This window comes from Paenibacillus sp. FSL H7-0690, assembly GCF_037980415.1.
Taxonomy (GTDB): domain Bacteria; phylum Bacillota; class Bacilli; order Paenibacillales; family Paenibacillaceae; genus Paenibacillus_AQ; species Paenibacillus_AQ odorifer.
On record NZ_CP150281.1, the window covers coordinates 6,534,212 to 6,557,928 of the forward strand.

The 23,717-nt window shown below is 46.8% G+C and carries 18 protein-coding genes; 2 read left to right on the forward strand and 16 right to left on the reverse strand.

What is annotated here, in order from left to right; genetic code table 11:
* Positions 1–55: 55 nt before the first annotated feature.
* Positions 56–1,291 carry an MFS transporter gene (locus MHI32_RS28805; RefSeq protein ID WP_305953522.1) on the forward strand — a complete coding sequence of 412 codons (1,236 nt, stop codon included), beginning with the start codon at positions 56–58 and terminating at the stop codon, positions 1,289–1,291.
* An 85-nt stretch (positions 1,292–1,376) separates the two neighbouring features.
* Here MHI32_RS28805 and MHI32_RS28810 read toward each other — a convergent pair whose 3' ends face one another.
* Positions 1,377–3,083, reverse strand: coding sequence for a glutamine--tRNA ligase/YqeY domain fusion protein (locus tag MHI32_RS28810; protein WP_038574952.1), 1,707 nt, complete (start codon positions 3,081–3,083; stop codon positions 1,377–1,379).
* Between the two features lie 230 nt (positions 3,084–3,313).
* On the opposite strand from MHI32_RS28810, the gene MHI32_RS28815 reads away from it, so the two are divergent.
* A complete protein-coding gene (locus tag MHI32_RS28815; RefSeq protein WP_036681941.1) occupies positions 3,314–3,862 on the forward strand; it encodes a GNAT family protein in 549 nt (182 codons plus the stop codon).
* A gap of 89 nt (positions 3,863–3,951) precedes the next feature.
* Here the strand turns inward: MHI32_RS28815 and MHI32_RS28820 are convergent, their stop codons facing one another.
* The 15 genes from MHI32_RS28820 to MHI32_RS28890 form a co-directional block, all read right to left on the reverse strand.
* The gene (locus tag MHI32_RS28820; protein ID WP_340011526.1) at positions 3,952–4,596 is read right to left on the reverse strand and encodes an MOSC domain-containing protein; all 645 of its coding nucleotides are present in this window, start codon (positions 4,594–4,596) and stop codon (positions 3,952–3,954) included.
* Positions 4,577–5,107, reverse strand: coding sequence for a GNAT family N-acetyltransferase (locus MHI32_RS28825; RefSeq protein WP_076123959.1), 531 nt, complete (start codon positions 5,105–5,107; stop codon positions 4,577–4,579). Before MHI32_RS28825 ends, MHI32_RS28820 begins: the two co-directional genes overlap by 20 nt.
* A 68-nt stretch (positions 5,108–5,175) precedes the next feature.
* Positions 5,176–6,396, reverse strand: a complete 1,221-nt coding sequence (locus MHI32_RS28830) for an MFS transporter (protein WP_076279115.1) — start codon at positions 6,394–6,396, stop codon at positions 5,176–5,178.
* Between the two features lie 459 nt (positions 6,397–6,855).
* A complete protein-coding gene (locus MHI32_RS28835; protein ID WP_036681949.1) occupies positions 6,856–7,683 on the reverse strand; it encodes a formate/nitrite transporter family protein in 828 nt (275 codons plus the stop codon).
* A 2,065-nt stretch (positions 7,684–9,748) separates the two neighbouring features.
* Positions 9,749–11,113, reverse strand: a complete 1,365-nt coding sequence (locus tag MHI32_RS28840; RefSeq protein WP_076123965.1) for an FAD-dependent oxidoreductase — start codon at positions 11,111–11,113, stop codon at positions 9,749–9,751.
* 334 nt (positions 11,114–11,447) lie between these two features.
* Positions 11,448–13,082: a formate--tetrahydrofolate ligase gene (locus tag MHI32_RS28845; RefSeq protein ID WP_339188800.1), complete on the reverse strand. Its 1,635-nt coding sequence runs from the start codon at positions 13,080–13,082 to the stop codon at positions 11,448–11,450.
* Positions 13,083–13,330: 248 nt separating this feature from the next.
* Positions 13,331–13,807, reverse strand: coding sequence for a glutathione peroxidase (locus MHI32_RS28850; RefSeq protein ID WP_036681956.1), 477 nt, complete (start codon positions 13,805–13,807; stop codon positions 13,331–13,333).
* Between the two features lie 141 nt (positions 13,808–13,948).
* Positions 13,949–14,815, reverse strand: coding sequence for a M15 family metallopeptidase (locus MHI32_RS28855; RefSeq protein WP_340011529.1), 867 nt, complete (start codon positions 14,813–14,815; stop codon positions 13,949–13,951).
* 200 nt (positions 14,816–15,015) lie between these two features.
* Complete coding sequence (locus tag MHI32_RS28860) at positions 15,016–16,815, reverse strand: DEAD/DEAH box helicase (protein WP_081383618.1); 1,800 nt, start codon at positions 16,813–16,815, stop codon at positions 15,016–15,018.
* 390 nt (positions 16,816–17,205) lie between these two features.
* Positions 17,206–18,873, reverse strand: coding sequence for an AarF/UbiB family protein (locus MHI32_RS28865; protein ID WP_076123972.1), 1,668 nt, complete (start codon positions 18,871–18,873; stop codon positions 17,206–17,208).
* The gene (locus MHI32_RS28870; RefSeq protein WP_036681962.1) at positions 18,874–19,221 is read right to left on the reverse strand and encodes a phasin family protein; all 348 of its coding nucleotides are present in this window, start codon (positions 19,219–19,221) and stop codon (positions 18,874–18,876) included.
* A 98-nt stretch (positions 19,222–19,319) separates the two neighbouring features.
* On the reverse strand, positions 19,320–19,958 hold the full coding sequence (locus MHI32_RS28875; RefSeq protein ID WP_076123974.1) for a ThuA domain-containing protein: 639 nt from the start codon (positions 19,956–19,958) through the stop codon (positions 19,320–19,322).
* Positions 19,959–20,163: 205 nt separating this feature from the next.
* Complete coding sequence (locus MHI32_RS28880; RefSeq protein WP_076282139.1) at positions 20,164–20,976, reverse strand: uroporphyrinogen-III synthase; 813 nt, start codon at positions 20,974–20,976, stop codon at positions 20,164–20,166.
* A 103-nt stretch (positions 20,977–21,079) separates the two neighbouring features.
* The gene (locus MHI32_RS28885; RefSeq protein ID WP_340011532.1) at positions 21,080–23,083 is read right to left on the reverse strand and encodes a methyl-accepting chemotaxis protein; all 2,004 of its coding nucleotides are present in this window, start codon (positions 23,081–23,083) and stop codon (positions 21,080–21,082) included.
* Between the two features lie 229 nt (positions 23,084–23,312).
* Positions 23,313–23,708 carry a transcriptional repressor gene (locus MHI32_RS28890; RefSeq protein WP_076123979.1) on the reverse strand — a complete coding sequence of 132 codons (396 nt, stop codon included), beginning with the start codon at positions 23,706–23,708 and terminating at the stop codon, positions 23,313–23,315.
* Positions 23,709–23,717 lie beyond the last annotated feature (9 nt).

Consider the following 23,717-nt stretch of genomic DNA (forward strand, 5'->3'; position numbering starts at 1 on the left):
TAGAAGGGCCTAATATTGGTCAGTATATCCATGCAAGACATCTAGTGGGAAAGGAGTGACGCATTTGCGGAAAGGCGTTAACTATCCATCTTCTTTCACGTCTTTAAAATGGTTCAATTTTTTTGTATACGGAACCATGGTCCTCTTCTCCAGCTTCTTTCAACTATACCTGCTGGATGTAGGGATGAACAAATTAGAGATCGGTGCCGTATTTTCTATGGGTGCGCTAGTATCCATCTTTGCAAATCCATTCTGGGCAATCTGGACTGACCGATACCAGAATATCCGGAGAATCGTTTTGCTTATGTTAATCGGAACGTTAGTGTTATCCCAGCTTATGTTTCGGGCAAATACATATGAGATGATCTACATCTCCATTCTTTTGTTCTATTTCTTCCAAGGACCGTTATTTGCTCAGAGCAATACGATGATTCTCAGCTATATTGACGGAACTAACTATCGCTTCCGTTCTTTTCGGCTTTGGGGTTCATTGGGGTGGGCACTAATTGCAATTGCCGCCGGATTGGTCCTTGATTGGGCTGGTGTATCTATCTTGTCCTATCTGTTTGCAGGCTTACTATGTGCATCAATGTTATCCATTCTTGCATTACCGAAACTTAACCATACCATTGGCATGGCTCCTATGCCGTATAGAGGCTTCAGCAAACTAATTTATAATCCCTTTTTCTTGTGTTTCATATTGTTTGGTATCCTAGTTTCCATACCGAACACCATGAACACTACATTCATGTCTTTGTATATTACGGACCTAGGCGGCTCCAAGGGAATGATTGGTCTCGCAGTATTCCTCTCCTCTATTTTGGAAGTGGGTGTATTTGTTCTCTGCGACCGATTCCTTAAACGTAAAATATCTGTTCTGCTCGGCTGGCTTGCGCTGGTTAGCGCTTTATTCGTACTACGATGGTGGTTCATGGCGGACGCGACTACAGCCCTCCAAGTAGTGCTCATTCAAATTTTACACTGCATAACATTTGGTGGTTTCTTCTATGTAGGCACTCAACTGACCATGCTTCTTATTCCAAGACCTTACCGTGCTTCAGGACAAGCGCTCTACACACTGACTTGGAGCGGTATAGCCGGTATTGTTGGAGGAGTTCTCGGAGGTTGGATGTATCAAAATCTAGGGGCACAGAGCATGTATCAAGCGGGTGTCTTCTTGACACTGTTTGGAACGCTAGGCTTTACTTTCATGTGGCTCTTTGTAAACCGTGGAGGCTACCGGCCCCCTACAGAGGATGAGGAAGAACTCTCTCACATCGAAATATTATAAGCGAAAATATAAAAAACAGGCTCAAACGTACCTAAACGGGACGTTTGAGCCTGTTTTATTATAAAGAACCTGAACGAATCAAGTGTTAGCCTTGTTTTGGAGGCTGAAATGAACTCTTCAGTGAAACGATAAGATTGAATACGAGATGCCCAGGCGCCGAATATTTGCTATCTACATTAAAATAGCCATGACGGAAGAACTGGAATTTATCCTGAGCCACACTGTCCTTAAGCGCGGGTTCCACAAAACCTTGTAAGATTTCAATGGATTTAGGATTAAGCTGATCCAAGAAGCTAGGCTCCGCTTTCTCTACCGTGGAATCCAGACCTTCAACTTCTGCAGCTTCATCTACTTCTTCAGCAGAAATCAGTGGCTCGTATAAACGGAATTCTGCAGGCACAGCTTGACTAGCTTCTACCCAGTGCAGAGTACCTTTTACCTTACGGCCTGTAAATCCACTACCACTCTTTGTTTCCGGATCATACGTACAATGCAGTTCAACAACCTCGCCATTCTCATCTTTAATGACTTCATTACATTTGATGAAATAAGCATGCTTCAGGCGTACTTCATTGCCGGGGAACAAGCGGAAATATTTATTGGGCGGATTCTCCATAAAGTCGTCGCGCTCAACATAAATCTCACGAGAGAACGGAATTTGGCGTACACCCATTTCTTCATTCTCTGTATTATTCTCCGCTTCAAGCCATTCTGTTTGGCCTTCCGGATAATTGGTGATAACAACCTTAAGCGGACGAAGTATAGCCATGGTGCGAGGCACAGTTAACTTAAGGTCTTCCCGGATAAAGTGCTCCAGCATTTGCAGGTCCACTAGACCCTGACTCTTGGAGATCCCTGCTTCGTACACGAATTTACGAATCGCTTCCGGCGTATATCCTCTGCGGCGCAGGCCGGAGATCGTTGGCATCCGCGGATCGTCCCAGCCATCCACATGTTTTTCGTCTACCAGCAGCTTCAGCTTACGTTTACTAGTCATAGTTTGAGCGAGATTCAGACGGCCGAATTCATATTGATGCGGAACTGAAGGCATCTCACATTCCGCTACGACCCAATCATAAAATGGGCGTTGATCTTCAAACTCAAGCGAACAAAGGGAGTGAGTTACTCCTTCAATGGCGTCCTCAAGTGGATGAGCGAACGTGTACATCGGATAGATGCACCATTTATCCCCTGTATTATGGTGATGCGCATGAGTAATCCGATAGATGACAGGATCACGCAGATTAATATTTGGTGATGCCATATCGATCTTGGCACGAAGAACCTTCTCACCATCTTTGAATTCCCCTGCCCGCATACGGCGGAACAGATCCAAATTCTCTTCGATGCTGCGCTCACGATGTGGGCTGTTCTGTCCTGGCTCCGTCAGCGTTCCCCGCAATTGGCGAATTTCATCCGCGCTGAGGTCATCTACATAAGCTTTACCTTTAGTAATTAATAATTCGGCACGTTTGTACATTTCCTCAAAATAATCCGATGCAAAACGCAGCTCTTCCCATTCATAGCCCAGCCACTTTACATCTTCCTGAATGGAGTTCACATATTCCGTATCTTCTTTGGCAGGATTCGTGTCGTCAAATCTTAGGTTAGTCTTGCCACCGAACTCGTCCGCCAGTGTAAAGTTAATCCAAATCGCCTTGGCATGTCCGATATGTAAGTAACCGTTCGGCTCCGGCGGAAAGCGTGTGACAACTTCTTTTACTTTACCCGTACGGAGGTCTTCGGTAATAACATTTTTAATAAAATTGGAGGGGGTAGTACGGTTCTCCACAGCTATCAACCTTTCGTTCTGTAGTGTTACACTACTTCTTGTATAAACATGTTTCCTACTAATATACCCGTTAACTGTAGATTGTTCAATAAAAGGGGGCACATGGCCTGGATCAATTTTTAGCATCTTTAGACCTTTTGACTTCTCTGCGGGCGATAGAGTAGCATGATAATCATAAGAAAAAATCCATAATCATACATAAGGCCTTGTGCCGAAAAGGAGGCAACTGCTTGTTTAATTATGTCATCGACGAAGAGCTTATCTTAAAGCCACTCATGCCTGAGCATGCTAGGCACATATTCGCGTTAGTGGAGCGCTCGCGGGAACGACTTAGGCAATGGCTTCCTTGGGTTGATGCCGTTACGGAACAGGATCACACCCTTAATTTCATTAAAAATGCTATAAAACAAGGCACCGACAATGGCGCCTTCACTGCTGGACTTTGGGTCCGCGGCGAGCTCGCTGGCGTCATTGGGTATCACCAGATTGACTGGCATAACCGTTCCGTAGGGATTGGTTATTGGCTTGGTGATGGATATGAAGGCAAAGGTTATATGACCAGTGCCTGCCGAGTTCTAGTAGACTACGCCCTGCTGGAAATGGAGCTGCAGCGGGTAGAAATTCGCTGCGCAACCGCCAACGTAACTAGCCGGGCAATTCCTGAACGGCTTGGTTTTGTGCTCGAAGGTGTGATCAGACAGGCAGAAAAGCTGCCCGATGGCTACGTGAATCACGCCGTATATGGTTTATTGCGTAGTGAGTGGCAACTGCTCGGCTAAGTTGATTAAGGAAAGTTATACAAACACGCAAGCAGAAATAAACCTGGCCGGCATACGCCCCCAGGTTTATTTTATTGTGCAGACCAAGATTAGATCTCTGGCATACCCAGTTGTTTTCGAAACTTGTTCCGTACTACGGCTGAGAGAGCTTCCAGCTCCACAAGCTCTGCCAGAGCAGCTTCCTCTTGCAGCCCAACCTGCATTAAATGCAGTACATGCGCCACGGAAGCATTGCTGTCTCCGTTTTCTTTTTTGACAATTGCATCGCCGGTTGAAATCATTCCTTCACGAAGTACACGTAAGTAAAATCCGCTATACCTTGTATCCAGAACTTGAGCCGGTAGATCTGCGGGTCCATGCTTTTGTGAGATTTTGAAGCAAGGGTATCGTGGTTGGCTAACCTGAAGCAAAGTGGTGCCTATTTCATATACATCGCCAATACACACCTCTGTCTCCAGTAGACCCGTTGTGGTGATATTTTCTCCAAAAGCCGAGTACTCCAGTTTCTTTCCCATCTGCTGTTCCCAATACGGATAGTGCTCAATGGGATAGGCGCATACCGCCTTGTCAGGACCTCCATGATGTTTAAGATCTGCCTGGCCATCTCCAACAAATCCATTGGTATGTAGCTGAACTGATCCATCTACAGGCGTTTTATAAATTCCGGTCTCCAAAGGTTTTCCCCGATAATCCACCGTCACCGGCCGACCGACATTAAGCGAGACGATCTCCATATCCATTTCCTCCTGTCAGCATGCAGCTCATAAATATCTCATCCACATAACGACCGCCAAGATAAAACTCCTCCCGCAGACGCCCCTCTTCCACAAAACCGCATTCCCGGTAAAAAGAAATCGCTGATTCATTGCAGGATAATACACGCAGACGAAGCTTACGAATAGCATGCGCCGCAGCGTGTTCCTTAATGGCTTCCATGAGCTGCCGGCCGATGCCTAAACGTTGATAGTTCGGATGAACAGCAATATTAACCTCGCACACATGCCGGTTGCTCTCCATTCTACTAGGGCAGCCAAACCCGACATATCCACATAGCTTGTCATCTTGCAGCGCTACGAGCTGTGATCCCGGGGGAGCATTCAGTAAGAAATCTTCTTGTGAGCGCCACAACATAGGTCCCGGGCTAGTATCCTCTGTCCAAATCAGATGGTCCAGATCAATCAGTTCTCGCACGTCTTTAATCTCTGAGGGTCTAATAGTTAACCTTGCCTTGTTGATTTGTTTCATAAGATGTACACCCCTTGCCTTGCACCTCTATAGAATTCACAGCAGATGTTGGAATCCACTGTGTATAGTTATCCTAGGGACCGCTCTAACGAATGGCCTTTACGATTGAATAAAGCATGGATGACGAAAAATCCTACAGACAGCAGCGCCATCGCACAGGCCAGCCAGGCTGTTGGTGCCAAACCACCACTATCATACAGTCTGCCCATGAAGTAAGGGCCAATGACTCTCCCGACTGCACCAATCCCTCCGCTTAGTCCCAAATAAAACGGTGCGCTGCGCCCCGCATGATCCGAGATAAAGGATGGCATCGCTGGAGAAATCAGCATTTCTCCCAGTGTAGCAAGCACCATTCCAAGAACTAAGCCAGGATAATTAGGCATCCACAAAAGAAACGCATAGCCACCCAAATAAAACAGGGCACTTGCAGTCATTTGCGCCGTTGAGGTAGACGCGAACCAGCGCTTAATCATTGTTACCAATGGCTGAGCTGCAAAAATCAAAATACCGTTCAGTGTCCAGAGAAAACCATAAGTTTTCTTAGGCCAGCCCTCTGAAATAATGAACGGAGATACCCCTGTATTCCAGATAGAGTTACCGAGAAGCAGGAACAAAGAACCGATCCCCATATAAAGATAAATACGAGTATGCCCCATTAGCTTCCACGTGGATTGTTTCTCTGGTTCATTCTTCTGATGCCCCATTACCTCATGCGCAGGTTCTCCACCGATTTTCTTCAGATATATAAAAAAGAAACCCGCAAATACCGCCGAAGTTACACCATTCATTACAAAGCTTAGCATATAGGAAATATCGGCCAAAAACCCGCTTAATGCCGTCCCCAGTGCTACACCAATATTATTGGCGACATAAATAACATTAAACAGCTCACCACGCTGCTTCGTGAAACGAAAGCCGATAAATGCCTGAATGGCAGGTAATGATAAGGAATTAAATAATCCTACCAGTCCCATTGCTACCATAAATAACGTCCAGTTGTTACTAGCTGCCGGCAAGGTGAACAGTGCCAAAGCATTCATGGCGAGCGCTCCGACAATCAGCCGGTTAACGCCTACCTTATGATAGAGTGAGCCCCCGAGTAGTTGACCCACGATCCCACCAACCGATTGAATAAGAATCACCAGTCCAGCATCTGACATGCTGCGTCCAAGCTCATCAAATACATACATCGTAACGAGCGGCCACATCAGCGCACTACCTGTTGCGTTAATTAGGCTGGCAATTAGAAATATTTTCACTTCTTTTGGATATGCCTGTAAAAACTTCATAAGTAGTGTACATCCCCTGTTATATATGTGTCATTAATTCATCCAGTATCATCCCAAAACAGGGCTATGAGCAAGCATACACATTGACGTTTTATCGTGATAAAGTACGCATGAAATCTAGAGGATAAGACGCACATATCGCATGAAATATCCCGTCTCCCTTGGGGTTCACGTCCGCAGTCCTCCCTAGTTCTAATATCTATTCTTATTTTAAAGCCGTGGCTGTCGTCCGTAAAGCAAACTAAACAAGAAGAAACTGATTCGCTTTTAGAAAGACGGGGTAATAGAGCCTAGAAACACTCCCCCTTCAAAATTCGCCGTGATCCGATTTCGTTCCCCCGAGCGCGGATAAATCACGGCGGATTTTTTGTGTCTACATAACAAAAAGCACCCCTAAAACATTAACGCCACCAATAAGGCAGACCTTGAATGTTCTATGGAGTGCTCTATAAGACGAGCTTAAGCGTGTTTTTTGACACTGCTGCCGGACATGCTATCTACGGATTGAATAGCCGTAGGTGCTTTACGCAAGTATGCCATCCAATAGGCAGCTGCGACAAATATTGCCCCACCCGTTAGATTTCCGAGCCAGACGGGAACAAAGTTAGTGAAGTATTGCCCCCATGAATAGTAACCTTCAAAAATAGCTGCTGGAATTAGGAACATGTTAGCTACAACGTGCTGGAATCCGATCGCAACAAAGGCCATCGTTGGGAACCAAATACCAAGGATTTTGCCGCTGAAGTTATCTGCTCCATAGGAGAGCCATACGGCCAGCGCAACGAGCCAGTTACAGCCGATACCCGAAACAAATGCCGGAAAGAATTCTGCATCGATTTTATGACCAGCCATATCCACCAATTTTTCTAAATACACACCCTCTGAAGTTAAACCCACCACATGACCGAAGAAATAAGCTACAAATAATGCCCCTGCCAGATTACTAATCGTAATGAGCAAAAGATTCTTCACAACTTCCCAGAAAGAAATCTTCTTAGCCATAAAAGCAAGCGGCACGGCCATCATATTCCCTGTCAGTAGTTCTCCACCTGCAAGGAGTACCATGATCAGCCCAACGGGGAAGACTGCGGCTCCGATAAAGTTAGCAATGGAACCCCATTCCTGTGGTGCGCCAGCAATGACGCGAATATCTAATAAAAACCCGAGCGCAATAAACGCTCCTCCCAAAAAGCCCAGAATAAGTACGGTACTTAGCGGATTATGAGCTTTTTTTATGCCGTTCTCTACAGTTACTTCGGCAATTTGCTGCGGTTTGCTATAAGCCATGGTTCCTATCCCCTTCATCTATTTACTTCAAATTTGTTCCTTTATGACCATTGTAGCGTGTCGTAAAACACATTAACGTGATAATTATCACTTTGAGAAAACTAAGTGAAAGTTTTCACTGACATGTCAAATTTACTGCGACCTGTGCACAAATAGAAGTTTGTGTATGACCGGCTAAGCCAGCATATCTTGTTTCGTTGGATTACATTTGAGCGTACGCAGCAGCTATCGGACACCGTTGACCCTATATGCAGCTATATCTCACTGGAGCTATACCTAACTGGAGTCATACCTCACTATAGTCATACTTCACTATCGGCATTCTATCGGACTCGGATGACTCTAATCGTAGCTTTTGAGCATATTTGGCCCACACCCGGACATTGGACCGAGATGACCCTAATCGTAACTTTTGAGCACATTTGGCTTGCTATCGGACCCCATAGTCGCTATTGGCACGAAAAACACACTAGTTTTACCTCGTTCTATGTAATAGCTGCACTGGAGTCCGAAATCACGCTCAAAAGGCGATTATTTGCTAATTAGCGGCTTCTGAGTCCGAAAAATTCTGAGGAGGGCGGTGACTCGGCACGATCGGACTCAGTTGACCTTATACGTAGCTTTTGAGCACATTTGGCTCGCTATAGGACCCCATAGTCGCTATTGGCACGAAAAACACACTAGTTGTACCTCATTCTATGTAATAGCTGCATTGGAGTCCGAAACCACGCTCAAACGGCGATTATTTGCTAATTAGCGGCTTCTGAGTCCGAAAGCTTCTGCGGGGGGCGATGACTCGGCACGATCGGACTCAGTTGACCCTATTCGTAGCTTTTGAGCACATTTGGCTCGCTATCGGACCCCATAGTCGCTATTAGCACCAAAAACACACTAGTTGTACCTCATTCTATGTAATAGCTGCGCTGGAGTCCGAAATCACACTCAAAAGGCGATTATTTGCTAATTAGCGGCTCCTGAGTCCGAAAGCTTCTGCGGAGGGCGGTGACTCCGCATGATCGGACTCAGTTGACCCTAATCGCAACTTTCGAGCACATTTGGCTCGCTATCGGACCCCATAGTCGCTATTGGCACCAAAAACACACTAGTTGTAACTCGTTCTATGTAATAGCTGCACTGGAGTCCGAAACCACGCTCAAACGGCGATTTATTGCTAATTAGCGGCCTCTGAGTCCGAAAGCTTCTACGGAGGGCGATGACTCAGCACTATCGGACTCAGTTAACCCTAATCGTAACTTTCGAGCATATTTGGCTCGCTATCGGACCCTATAGTCGCTATTGGCACGAAAAACACACTAGTTGTAACTCGTTCTATGTAATAGCTGCACTGGAGTCCGAAATCACGCTCAAACGGCGATTATTTGCTATATAGCGGCTTCTGAGTCTGGAAAATTCTGAGGTGGGCGGTGACTCCGCACGATCGGACTCAGTTGACCTTATACGTAGCTTTTGAGCACATTTGATTCGCTATCGGACCCCATAGTCGCTATTGGCACGAAAAACACACTGTTTGTACCCCATTCTATGTAATAGCTGCACTGGAGTCCGAAATCACGCTCAAACGGCAATTATTTGCTAATTAGCGGCTTCTGAGTCCGAAAGCTTCTGCAGAGGGCGATGACTCGGCACGATCGGACTCAGTTGACCCTATTCGTAGCTTTTGAGCACATTTGGCTCGCTATCGGACCCCATAGTCGCTATTAGCACCAAAAACACACTAGTTGTAACTCATTCTATGTAATAGCTGCATTGGAGTCCGAAACCACGCTCAAACGGCGATTATTTGCTAATTAGCGGCTTCTGAGTCCGAAATCTTCTGCGGAGGGCGGTGACTTACCACGATCGGACTCAGTTGACCTTATACGTAGCTTTTGAGCATATTTGGCTTGCTACCATCACCGAAGCCATTGGATTGCATCTACCCAAGCAGCTATTCAGCACCTAACAAAAAAAGCAGCGATCCTCCCGTAACAGGAGGATCGCTGCTTCTCAAGCTTTATAAGGTTGTCTTTTTCGTCGATAAATCACTCAGGAACAACGTCCCTTTTTAAACCGTTACAGCCTCTTTGCTTGGTACTGTTGTCGGCAGCGCTTGAAGACCTACTGTATTCAGGAAGTTCCAAGGTTTGTTGTAATGCGGTTGGAAGAAGAAATCGATAAAGGCAAGTTGGTCGATTGTCATTTGATTTTGAATACATACAGACACTGTGTTGATCGATTGCGTCAGATCCATCTTGGACATAATTTGAGCCCCGAGAATACGGCGTGTGGCGCGATCAAACACTACTTTTAACTGAACCTGCTCAAAGGTGGGCATAAATTCTGGACGGTAGTTATCAATAATCATGGCGGTTTCTACGTCCATTCCTTCAGCCTTAGCTCCTTCTTCAGTAAGCCCTGTTGCAGCGATATTGTCTTCATAAATCTTAATGCCCGAAGTTCCTTGTGTACCCATATAAGGAATGGTCTCTGTTACCAAGTTGCGCGCAACTAAGGTTCCCATCCGTACGGCATTGGTTGCCAGTGGGATATAGGCGTGTTTGCCTGTAGGGTTGTAATGAATCGCACAGCTGTCGCCAGCGGCATATACATCCGGGCAGCTAGTCTGCATATAGTTATTGACTACAATGGCACCATTAGGCAGCATATCGACTTGACCTTTTAAGAGTTCAGTATTAGGACGGAAACCAATGCAGAGAATGACCAGATCTGTCTCATGCTCACCTTTGCTTGTAATAACCTTTGTTACCTTACCGTCTTTGCCTGCAAAAGAGCTAACCTTCTCATTCAGTGCCAATTTAATCCCATGATCCTGAAAAGATTGTTCGATCGGTGCAGTAAATTCCTGGTCCAGATATTTACTCAGAATGCGATCTTCACCATCAATTAGTGTAACTTGCTTGCCATTCATTTGAAAAGCTTCCACCAGTTCTACGCCGATATATCCAGCGCCGACGACGGTGATTTTATTTGCTTGTTTAGCTTTTTCTATAATAGTGTTGGAATGATCATAGTTCTTGGAAAGTAAAATCCCCTCGAGTTCAAATCCTTCAAGCTTCGGCACAATCGGCCATGAACCTGTAGTCATAATCAGCTTATCGTAGGTATCAGCGAACTCGTGGCCTGTCTCCAGATTGCGTACACGCAATGTTTTGGACTTCGTATCCACTGCAGTTACTTCATGACGCATATTGGTCTTTACGCCAAGCTCTGCAAGCTTTTCTGGTGAAGAATAGAATAGCCCCTCTGGGTCTTTAACCACTCCACCTACATACAAGGCAATCCCACAGGATAAGAAGGAAATATTATCATTACGCTCATATACAGTAATCTCGGCATCCGGGTAAAGTTGAGCAGTATTCACAATTGCGGCGGTTCCGGCATGGGTACATCCAATGACAGCTACTTTCATTATTTCTTCCTCCTTCAAATGGACAATCGGGTTATATATTTGACTTGCATGACCGATCAATGATGGAATCTGATCAACAATGGGTTAGTTGTGATTTATTTCACTTTATAAACTGATTATATTGTGATATTTATCACATTACAAGTCTTTTTTACCTATATCCTCATATTGTTCACAATTTTAAGTTTTTTCCGCCACTGCTGCCGAATGCGACTCCGTTAGCTTTGCCACGTGGGAGGTACATTATGATCCGTATTTGCAGGAATCCAAAGGAAGCATAAAAAAAGGCCTCCCCTCTAATACCAACAAGGAGAAGCCTTTTATTAAAACACTTTTACACCAAACCGTGAATCTCTCCGTCCTCATCCATCCATAGTCCCTCAGCGGCTGGCTTAGCTGGCAGACCTGGCATCGTAACGATATTGCCTGTAATAACTACCGCAAAACCTGCACCAAGCGAAAGGGTAATATCTCGGACACCAATCGTAAAGCCTTCTGGTGCTCCGAGGAGTCTAGGCTGGTCGGAGAAGGAATAAGGCGTCTTCGCCAAACATACTTGAAGATCATTTAGCCCAAGCCGCTCGATAACCGCCAGACTCCGCTTAGCCGCCGGAGAAAAGTTCACTTCTGCCCCGCGGTAGATCTCACGGACAATTTTGTTGATTTTGGATGAAATGTCGAGATCCTTCTCATACAGAGGAGCAAACTGGCTCGGGCCACTATTGTCCAAGAGCTTGTTCAGTTCAGAAGCCAATTCCTGTCCACCTGCACTACCTTCCGCCCATACTTTTGAGATCGCAGCTGGCACGTTTAAATTGCGGCAGGCCTCCAATACATCATTAATCTCGCCCTCACTGTCCCCTTCAAAATGATTTATGGCAACTAAAACAGGGACTCCAAATTTACCGAGATTCTCTACATGACGTTCTAAGTTCACCAATCCCGCGCGAAGCGCCGTCCGATTCTCGGTTAGAAGCTCACCTTTAGGCACACCACCGTTATATTTTAAGGACTTAACAGTTACGACAAGAACAGCAGCAGAAGGGTTTAACCCGGCCTGTTGGCATTTGATATCCATGAATTTCTCTGCACCAAGATCCGCTCCGAAGCCTGCTTCGGTGACCACAACATCTCCCAGCTTAAGGGCATAACGAGTGCCAATAACACTGCTGCAGCCATGAGCGATATTCGCAAACGGCCCCCCGTGTACAATAACAGGCGTACCTTCCAGAGTCTGTACCAAGTTTGGCTTAACTGCTTCCTTAAGCAGCGCTGTCATCGCTTCAACGGCCCCGATTTGCTCGGCTGTTACCGGTTGTCCCTCTTGGTCATATCCAATCAGAATACGGTTTAAACGCTTCTTGAGATCAATAAGGTTATCGCATAAGCATAACACAGCCATAATCTCAGAAGCCGTTGTAATCTGAAAGCCACTTTCCCGTACCGCTCCATTTCCGTCCCCGAGCCCAGTCACAATACTGCGCAGGCTGCGGTCGTTCATATCCATGACACGTTTCCAAACGATACGCTGCGGATCCAGTCTCAGCTCATTGCCTTGGAAGATATGATTGTCAATCATTGCGGACAATAAATTATGCGCAGAAGTTACCGCATGAATGTCACCGGTAAAGTGCAAATTAATCTCATCAGCCGGAACAATCTGCGACTTCCCGCCGCCTGTTGCACCGCCCTTCATCCCTAAGCAAGGTCCAAGCGAGGGCTCACGTAAAGCAGCCACGGTCTTCACTCCTGCTGCATTCATTGCCTGCGCCAACCCGATGGTTGTTAAGGTCTTACCCTCGCCAGCAGGGGTCGGATTCACCGCAGTGACCAGAACCAGCTTGCCATCTGGCTTGTTTTTCATATCCTCCCATAAGGAAGGTGAGAGTTTGCTTTTATATTTGCCGTATAGTTCCAGATGCTGCTCGTCGATTCCTGCTTGTGCTGCTACCTCTGTAATTAACTTCATGCTTGTATAAAACCCTCCTGCCGTTATTATCCTGCTGTACTCCGCTTTTTTATGCATGTTCGCACAGTTGCTATATTCTCTTCAAAGGATACATCGTCTTTTTAAAGCGTCAAGTATAATTTATCACAATAAAAATTCAAGACAATCTCCATTAATCCTTTAAAAAAAGAAAATCCCCGCGAGCATCGGTCGAAACCGAGTCGAGGGGATACTTGGAGGATCACTCTGCAACTGACCCCATAATGGATCTACAGTAGTGACTCAATATGTTGTTTCATCGTTTCCGGCGATTCTTTGGGCTCCACACGAGCCACTACATTGCCGCTGCGATCAATTAGAAATTTCGTGAAATTCCAGCTAATGTCGCTGCTGTCCCCAGCACCAGGCTGCTGCTCCTTCAAATAATTGAAAAGCGGGCTGGCATCCGGTCCATTAACATCAACTTTGGCGAATACCGGAAAGGTAACTCCATAATTAATCTGACAGAATTCCTCAGCCTCTTCACTCGTACCTGGCTCCTGGCCCGCAAACTGGTTGCAGGGGAATCCTAATACTACAAGTCCTTGATCGCTATACTGTTCGTATAGTTTCTGAAGATCTCCATACTGTGGCGTAAGTCCGCACTTACTAGCCGTATTAGCAATCAGCAGCACCTTACCTTCATACTCCGCAAACGGCACTTCTTTACCCGAAGGTGTAACGCCGGCAAAATTGTAGATCGACATCTTTATTCCCCTTCTTTCCTTTTACTTAGACTACACTACGTATCTTACCCGAACTGTAAGGGAATGCAACTTCTGAACTCTTTTTATAGCCATAGAAAAAGCAGCCCTACAAATTTCATAGGACTGCTCTCTGCGTCTGTGTTATTTCGATACCGGAATTGCGTCATAATATTCTTCCAACGTAATATCCTTCTCATTGATATAGGCAGCAATGTCCTTACCTACATAACGGATATGCCAAGGCTCGTACTTATATCCGGTAATGTCTTGCTTACCTTCAGGATATCTGATGATAAAACCATATTCCCCTACATGCTTGGCCAACCACTCGGCTTCCTTCGTCCCACCAAAACAGCTCTCAGCGGCACACTTGCCATCACTTCCCGAGACATCAATAGCCAGCCCGGTCTGATGCTCGCTATAGCCAGGGACTGCACTGTAAGTACGGGCTTTTTCTTCCCCATCTCTCTCCACATAACGGTTATACAAAGTCGTCTGGGTTGCCTGTGAGCGGTAGGCAGAAACGCCTGCTAAATAAATTCCGTCTTCTTCTGCACCTGCGAACATCTTCTCCAAGGCTTTAGCGGCTTCGCTGCGCATCATACGCTTTTCGATTTTCTCTTTGAAGGTAAACCGGACATCAGGATAGACAAGATCCGTTGGTTTATAATTATCAGGCAAACCATACTGCTTATTTACCATCACTGTAATACTATCAGGCTCTGCAGATATAGAATCTGGAACACTACCTGCATTATCACCGCCTGATTCAGGCGGACTAGAGGGTTCTGATGGATCTGTTGTATCCGATGGATCAGCTACTGCCGGGTCTGTAATCCCCCCTCCATCACTTTCCCCCGTCTCCCCAGGCTCACCTTGAAGATTATCCCCCACATTTATATTTGAACCGTTACTCTCCGAAGCAGAAGGAGACGTGTACTTTCCTATTCCCCAACCGACAGCAATAACGACAATTAACAAGATTATAATTTTAAATTTTTTTGACATCTGTAAGTTCTTCCTCCTCGAAGCCGAACATTCTATTTATCTATTAGACAGGCTTTCCTTCATAAATGTTTCACTAAGAACCTATTTTTAATATAAAAATCAATATGTTCCACGCTATAAAATAAAGGTTACCATAGGTCATTAGCTTCAGCGCTAACTACCCTATGGTAACAAGTTTCATCTATAAAACTCTACTAACTTTATCTGGAAGTGCCGCGACCGCCGCTTTTAAAGCCACCGGATCCATTGCTACGGCCACCGCGTGAAGATCCGCCGCCGCTGTTGCGGCCGCCTTTGCCAGCAGCGCCACCCTTGGCACCGGCGTATCCACCTTTGCTGCCTTTACCACCTTTGCCGCCTCTAGACGGGCCTGCACCGTAGCCGCTGCCTAAGCCGCCACGTGGAGTGCCTCCAGTGTAGGCACCGCCGTCCGCACCTCTAGCTACGTTCTCACTGTAGCCAGTGCTTGGTCCGCCCTTCCGGTTCGCACCGCGCGAACCAGCGCTAGGCGTTGCCGCGTTGCCGCTGGCAGACGCTTCGCCTCTGGAGGCGAAGGCGCCATAGCCGCCGCCTACTCGCACTACGCCGGCAGCCTTGCCGCCGCCCTTAGGAGCAGCAGCGTCATAGCCGCTGCCGCCACGCTTGCCCGCCGCCGCATCGGAACGACCGCGGCGACCTTCTGCAGGCGCGCCCCAGCCGCCTGCTTCTTTACCGCGGCCACGGCCACCTTGCCGCGCTCCGCCTTCGCCGCGCGGAGCTCCGCCGCGGCCAGAGCCGCCGGTCTTCGGCCCGCGGCCCGTGCGCGCTGCCTCAGCGCCGCCGCTTTGGCGACCGCCGTGGCGTCCGCCGCCTTGCACAGGGATGAATTCGCCAACGCCGAATTCATCCTTCTCGTAACGGCGGCGATCCAGCCGCTGCGAGATGCCATGCTCGATCAAATCCAGACCCTCTTGATCACGTGGAGATACGAAAGTTATTGCAAGCCCTTTGCCTCCAGCACGGCCAGTCCGGCCGATCCGGTGAATATAGCTATCCACATCAAGCGGCATATCATAGTTAAAGATGTGAGTAATACCTTCAACATCCAGACCCCGAGCTGCTACGTCTGTCGCTACAAGCAGCTGCAGCTTCGCATCACGGAATCTTTTCATCACGCCTTCACGTTTACCTTGGGACAAATCACCGTGCAGCTCGTCACATTCATAACCGGCTGCTTGCAGCGCTTCGTTCAAATTGGATACCCGTCGTTTCGTCCGGCAGAAAATAATAGCCAAGTAAGGACGATCCCGTTCAATGAGGGATTTGAGCGCTTCTTCTTTATTACGGTCCGAGCATTCCACTACTTGCTGTTTGATATTATCCAGCGGAATCGGAGAACCACTCTTAATGATGATATCCAGTGGCTCTTTCATGTAATTAGCAGCGAGACGTTTAATCGGATCAGGCATTGTCGCGGAGAACAACATAGTCTGACGACGATAAGGGACAGCCGTAATGATGGTCTCAACATCCTCCAAGAAGCCCATGTGCAGCATTTGATCGGCTTCGTCCAGAACGAGCATTTTTACGCCGCTAAGATCCAGCGTCTCCCGGCGCATATGATCCAAAAGTCTGCCCGGTGTACCGATGATAAGATGTCTGCCGCCTTCCAGCTTGCGCAGTTGCTTCTCTACATCCTGACCTCCGTAAACTGCCAATATTTTGATATCCGTGTGACGCGCCAGCTTGCGTGCCTCTTCTGTAATTTGCAAAGCCAGCTCACGTGTTGGAGCCATAATCAGCGCCTGAGGGTAAGCCCGCTCTGTATGGATCTTGTCCATAATTGGCAGCAAAAAGGCCAAGGTCTTCCCTGTACCTGTCTTCGCTCTAGCTATTACGTCCAAGCCCTGCACCAATGGCGGAATGGCTTCCTGTTGCACTGGCGTAGGCTTAACAATGCCTTGACTTTGAAGCAATGTACACAGTAATTCTGAAACTCCTAAATCTTTAAATCCCGGCAAATTCTCCACCTCACTATTTTCTCGGTTTAATTTGATTACATCTCTTTCTTAACTTCCGTCTTCAAAAGCCCTGTATGAGGCAGCCTGCATAGGCTGTCCTGTTCTGGGGCATATGCTTCAGATTCAGCTATATTCAAACAAAAGCGGAAGAACACCGTCACCGGCATCCTTCCGTCCCATGTATCCCTTGACCCGTTAAAAGAGTGCGGTCAAAGTTCGGTTTCTGGGCAGCAGCGATCCACCGGACGTTAAGACGGCACTCCATTTGCGTTCCATTCCACTTTATACAATAGAAGTAAAGTTAAGCTTAGAAAGTTATCTTTTATATTGTACTTGATAGAAAGGCATTTGTGTGAAACTGCTGAAGAATAATTATTCAAATCCCTTAAGCTAGAACCTTCCCGATTTAAAAATCGCATAGATCAGCCACAAGAACATCAGAAGAGCCACTACGCTGCCAACCTCCACTGTAGGGAAATTCCATAACACTGAAGGCTGTCCACGCATCGCAGTACCAATAATGAGTCCTGTCATGATGATGCTAAACGCGAGCATCACAATACTGAATGCTAAACGGTTACCTACCCGGTCCAGCTTACGCTCCAGATTCTGCATCTCAGGTGCCACAATCTCCACCTTTATCTTTCCCTTACTGATCAGCGCGGATAACTGCTTAGCCTGCCCAGGAAGCTCCAGCAGACTCTCTGTTAAGTCGGCTACGCCTCCCAGGAACTTACGCTGCAATCGACTGCCGCTAAAGCGCTGCTTCACAAGTTCCCGCCCAAAGGGTTCCGCCATCTCCAAAATACTGATGGTTGGATCTAAGTTGCTGATGACTCCCTCCAGCGTGAGCATTGTCTTCCCTAACATCGTCAAATCCGGCGGCAGCACTAAACGGTGTTTTCGCGCTATGCCGAACAGATCATTCAGGGCTTTGCCTATACTCATTTTGCTAAATGGAACATCATAATATTCATCCCGCAGCCGATCCATATCATCATGCAGCGCACTTCGATCAGCATCCTCAGGAATGACTCCAAGACGCAAAATTGCCCGGACCATCGCATCCGTATTTTTGCGCATCAGAGCGATAATAAGTGCAGACAGCTGCTCCTTCATCTCCTCATTCAGCCGACCCATCATGCCAAAATCAATCAAAGCCAGCTTTCCATCACCCATCCGTATAACATTGCCCGGATGAGGATCAGCATGGAAAAAACCATGAATGAAGATTTGTCTAAGCATCATTTCCACAAGTTGCTGAGCAATGGCTTTAAGCTTAACGCCTTTACTCAGCAACTCATCGCGACGACTCAGCGTTGTCCCTACCACATATTCCATCGTCAGCACTCGTGTTGACGTATAGTCCCAATAGATATCCGGGATGTACACTCCCTCATAATCCATCTGCTGATCGATTTTCTCTGCATTACGCCCCTCTTGGCTGTAATCCAGCTCGCCAAGCAGCGATTTCGAGAACTCCTCTACCATACGGCACAGCTGATATTGCCTCGCCCAAGCGAGCCGCTTTTCAGCAAGCGTGCTTAAATCTTTGAGGATTTCCAAATCCCTGCTCATCGTTCGCAGAATACCCGGACGTTGAACTTTAACAGCTACGACTTGTCCACTGTGAAGCACAGCCCTATGCACCTGACCGATGGATGCGGCAGCAAGTGGCGTATCCTCAAAAGAATTAAAGATTTCATCCATATGCTGATCCAGTTCCTGCTCAATGATCGCGCGCACGCGGTCGACAGGAAAAGGAGGCACATTATCTTGTAGTTTTACCAATTCCTGAATAATAGAATCAGGCAGCAGATCTGAACGGGTACTGGCGAGTTGTCCCAGCTTAATAAAGGTTGGACCCAAATCCTCCAGCACCAGCCGAATCCGCTCCCCAAGCGTAAGGCTTGTGTGTGCTTCCTGCGTTACAAGACGACGTGGAAGGGATAGTAAGTGATAGAGCCCCAGCTCTTCCACCATATAGCCAAAACCATGGCGCATAAGCGCCATGGCGATTGCCCGGTAACGTCCGGCATGTCTAATGCGTACTGCCATTTAGTCCGAACGCGTTTCCGCCGATGTTCCCTCTAGATGGGAAATCCCTTCTAGCTCGGCCAACCGGCGCTCCAATACTGCAATTCGCCCTTCCAGCTCGGCAATATCGTTTTGTACAGGCACATTCATTTCCTTCAGCACGCGTTGTACTTGCTCTTGTACAGCAGATTTGAACATGCCTCGTTCTTCCTCACCACGTTCAATTAGCCGATCGACGAGAGCCCTAGATTCCGAAGGAGCAAGCTCCCCGCGTTTCACTAGTTCTTCAACAACCTTCTCTACTTTTTCCTTACTGACAATGGTGAGGCCCACTCCTAAAGAGATCGCTTTTTTAAACAAATCACTCATGGCACTTTCCTCCCAAAGATTCCGTTTCATTACATAACGGAGTTTATGATTAAAGTATACCCCACTGTGTACGTATTTCAAAAAAAACACAACATTGCTTAGTTAGTGACCGGAATACGGGCAGCCCAAGTAGCCGCCTGTAGAATTAGTTTACGTAGTGCCGGATGACGGAAGGAGGGTTCATGATGACCAGGCATAAGGAATACTACTCGTCCTAAACCATAGCTATGGCACCATGCAGCTGGAATCCATTGCCCCTCAGATTCATATTGAAGTAGAATAGTCCGTTCTGTGAACGGGTCAAATTCAAAATGATAGGGCTCCTCATCCAATTGGAAATCTTCCACACCTTCGGTGATGTCATGCTCTAGCACTTTGAAGTTCAGGGGTTCGTAAGCTGTGTGTCCGTTAAATCGACCCCCGATTAGCTGTGCAAGCTCGTTACGTTTCGTCAGCGAAGCTCCCGTATGAAGAACAATGAGTCCGCCTCCTCCACTTACATAGCTGAGCAAACCAGCCGTTTGTTGAGGGGAGACTGTTTCGTTCCACAATTCATTGTAAGCAATACATAGGTCATAACTTGCTAAATGCTCAATGCGCATTAATTTTTTATTTTCTGAACATTGCACGGTTAATAAATCATTTAAGATCTCACTAATTTGTTGGTCCACTCCTTGAAGTGGATGAAACCGGGGATGGGTGTAATCACCAAGTAATAGACATTTTCTCTTGTCCATGGGATCCTCCTCCTTATTCGTTGTTATTATTCGTCACATGTTGCCTATATTCTAAGGAAAACTGCCGCGAATGTCCATGCAGATGGCAGGTATATTGCTCTTTGGGCTTATTTTTCCGGGTAAAAAAGCATCCCCGGCCATGATAACAGGCGGGAATGCTTCTGTGCGATAACGTCATTCGTGTAAAGCTGACGCAACTTGTGACTTAGCGATTCGCCGCCACATATTTGCCTAGCTCTACAATCATGCTTCCCATCCGTTCATGCTCAGGCATAATGATACGCTGTACGCCCTCTTCTTTAAGCGCCTCAGAGGTAATCCGTCCTACAGAAACAGCAAGCACTTTATCCTCGAAAGACTTCAGCATTTCTTCCAGCTTTCCCTGTTCCCGGGCAAATTGACAGAGGAAACGAAACTGTGGTGCACTCGTAAAAGCCACGGCATCAATTTTGCCTGATATGATTTCTAGAAGCAATCTTTCCAGTTCGCCCGGCTCAGGTGGGGTATGGCGATACGGCAGCACTTGGCGGGTAGTAGCCCCAGCCTCCTGCAGCCATGCAAGCATATGAGGAGCTGGATCGCCGTGCAGCTGAAGAACGACTTCTTTCCCTTGCAAATTCAGGGATTGAAGCCCACGAATCAATCCGATTGTACTTCCGTCGTCGTCACGAACCTCCGGCGTAAGTCCTCTTTTTTTCAAAGCATTCACTGTCTTATAACCCCGTGCGGCAATAATAGAACCAGAAAGTACTTCTAAGAAACGTTCTTCGATCCCCATTCGCTCAGCCATATCGAAGAGAGCATCAAGTCCCATCCCTGTAGTCAGGATCGCCAAGTAGGGAGGCTGATTGATCCATGCATTCAAACCTTTCTGCAAGGCCTCGTCATCAAGAAATACAGTCCCTTGAGCAGGCCGGCCTACTGCCGTCCCCCCCATATTCTGAACCAGCTTGGCCATTTCTTCCGATTTGCGCGGACCCGCCAAGGCGACAGTGATCCCTTTTAATTGCTCTGCCATTTCCTATTATCTCTCCTCTCTCCATTGCCTAACCCAACATTATTGTTTATCAGTATACTTGCAAAGGAGTTCAAAAGGGAAGATAAAAAGCACGGTTCTCCTATCAGAAATCATTCTTATTACCAGAAGCGTTTATCTTAAAGCGGCTCGCCAGCTTCTGCAGTTCTTCTGCAAGACGGCTAAGGTCGGTAGACGAGGATGCCATCTCCTCTACAGAAGCAAGCTGCTCTTGTGCGGCAGTTGCGATAGTTTCTGTATTCACAGCCGCCTCTTCCGATATGCCGCGAATTTCCCCAATAGCCTTCTCCATATCATTAGATTCCACCAATAAAGTCTGCACAACCCCACCCATGGCTTCAATCTTCTCCGCGGCACTCTTTACTGCTCTTCGGATACGGGAGAAAGAACGTCCGGAAGTATCCACAGCCTCAATGCCTTCGGATACGCGCTGTCTGGTGTCTTCCATCGTATGAGTTACCAGCAGCATTTCACTATTAATAGCGGTAATCTGTTCGGCAATCAAATGTGCGGATCTCTCTGATTCCTCTGCCAGCTTACGCACCTCGGCAGCAACCACCGCAAATCCACGCCCTTGTTCCCCGGCTCTGGCTGCCTCAATGGAAGCATTGAGAGCCAGCAGGTTGGTCTGGCGGGCAATCCCGGTGATGACACCAACAATGCCCTCAATTTGACTGGTTCTTTCATTCAGCTTGTCAATTACACTGCCCAGCTCTCCGACCGTTTCATGGATACCATTGATTTTATCCACCACGCTGATAACCGAATCATTACCTTCCGATGCTGAGAGTGAAGTCTTGTCCATCATTGTGGATACTTGCTCCATATATGTGGAAATCTGCTCGACCTCACTAGCTGTAGCGGCAGTGCTCTCCATTCCTTTTCGTACACTAACCACCTGTCGCTCCGTCCCTGCCGCTACGTCCTGAATCGCTATGGTCACCTGCTCAATCGTTTGGGCAGTCTGATCCGCACTAGCCGTCAGTTCTTCCGCTGAGGAGGATACATTGCTTGTCATCTCCTGCACGCCAATGATCATCTCGCGCAAGCTGATCAGCATTAATTGAAAATTCTCTGCCAGCAGCCCTATTTCATCTTTACGGAAAACACCCATGTCTTCCGACAGATCACCTTTGGCTATCACCGCAGTTGCTTTCCGCAGCCGGAAAAGCGGTCTCAAAATCGATTGAATATTAAAATAGATCACAACCAGCGCAAGCAGAACGGAAACTACAATAACAAGCAGAGCTGTATCGCGGATTCCACTAGTTGCTGAGTTAACCTCGTCAATGCTGATCGTACCTCCGATTCTCCAACCCGTCAGTTCATTGACCATAAAGGTCATCTTTTTGGACGTATCCTTGAAGACATAATCGAAGACCCCTTGTTCTTTCTCGAACATTTTCTTAACAAAATCATCAGACGATTCCTGCCCGATAGCTTCTGTAGGATGAACTAGAAACTTCTTGCTGTTATCAACGATAAGGATATAACCTTCCTTGCCTACCTTAATTGAGGTCAGCTCCCCTAAAGTAGACAGGTTAAGATTCATTGTGATCACCCCATCACCGCCCTTAAGAACCGTTGATATCGCAATCGCGGTTTCCTTATTTACGGTTTGAAAAGCCGGAGAAATCACTGCCCCTTTTCCTTGCTTCAGAGAATTAATATAGGCGCTTTCCTGCCTTGGATCATAACCCTCTGGCAGCTTAGCATCTAAAGCATGAATAGCCTTGCCATTGCTTGTACCCACATAAATGTCCAGTACATCCGGATGCAGCGCCACATATTCCTTCAGTCTGGCTTTTACAGCAGAGGAAGTCCCCCCAGATCCCTCACTGTTGATCCCCTCAGATGAAAACTCCGCGGCAAAATAAGAAATCGCATCTATTTTGGATTGAATATTAGAGTTAATGATTTCATTTACGGCCAACACACTTTCGGTAGCATTGTTCACCAGTTGATCTTCCACTTCCTGGCTGGCAGCTTGATAGGTTCGCCAGCCTATAATAATACTGGGCAGCAGCAGTATTATTAGGTATGTAAGAATTAACTTGGTACGGATAGTCATACCCGCATTTTTTTTCATAGACGTCATCATCTCTCTCTCATCTGAGTCTTAGGCAAGGATACATTTACCAGACTTAATATATAATTTAAAATCTGTTTTAGGAACCGATTTTCCTCCTATCTTTCTTTGTTTTTCTCATTTTTTTTGAGAATTGTCATATAAATGCAACAAAAAAGGCCGCCTCAATGAAAGCGGTCTCTCCGGATATACATATTATTACCGCAGCACAGGCTCCGGCACCTCTATCCTAATTATTCTTTTTGTTCTTACAGTTTGGGCAGACGCCCCCGAATACTACATGAGCATGACCAATGGTATAACCGGTATCCTTGGCCACTGTATTCATCCATTCACGCGGAACTTGATTCATAACCTCATCCACTGCTCCACAAACCTCACAAATGATATGCTGGTGATCATCCATACGTGCGTCATATCTGCTGGCAGCTTCACCAAGCTTAAGCTCACGAATCATTTGTTTATCTGAAAGATAACGCAGAGAGTTATATACCGTACCGTATGCTAAGCTATGTCCCTGCTCTACTAGCCGATTCATTACTTCCGCAGCAGTAGGATGGTCATGTGAATTAAGGACGATATCGTAAACGGCTTGACGTTGGGAGGTCAAATTTAGACTTTTCATTCCTATCAT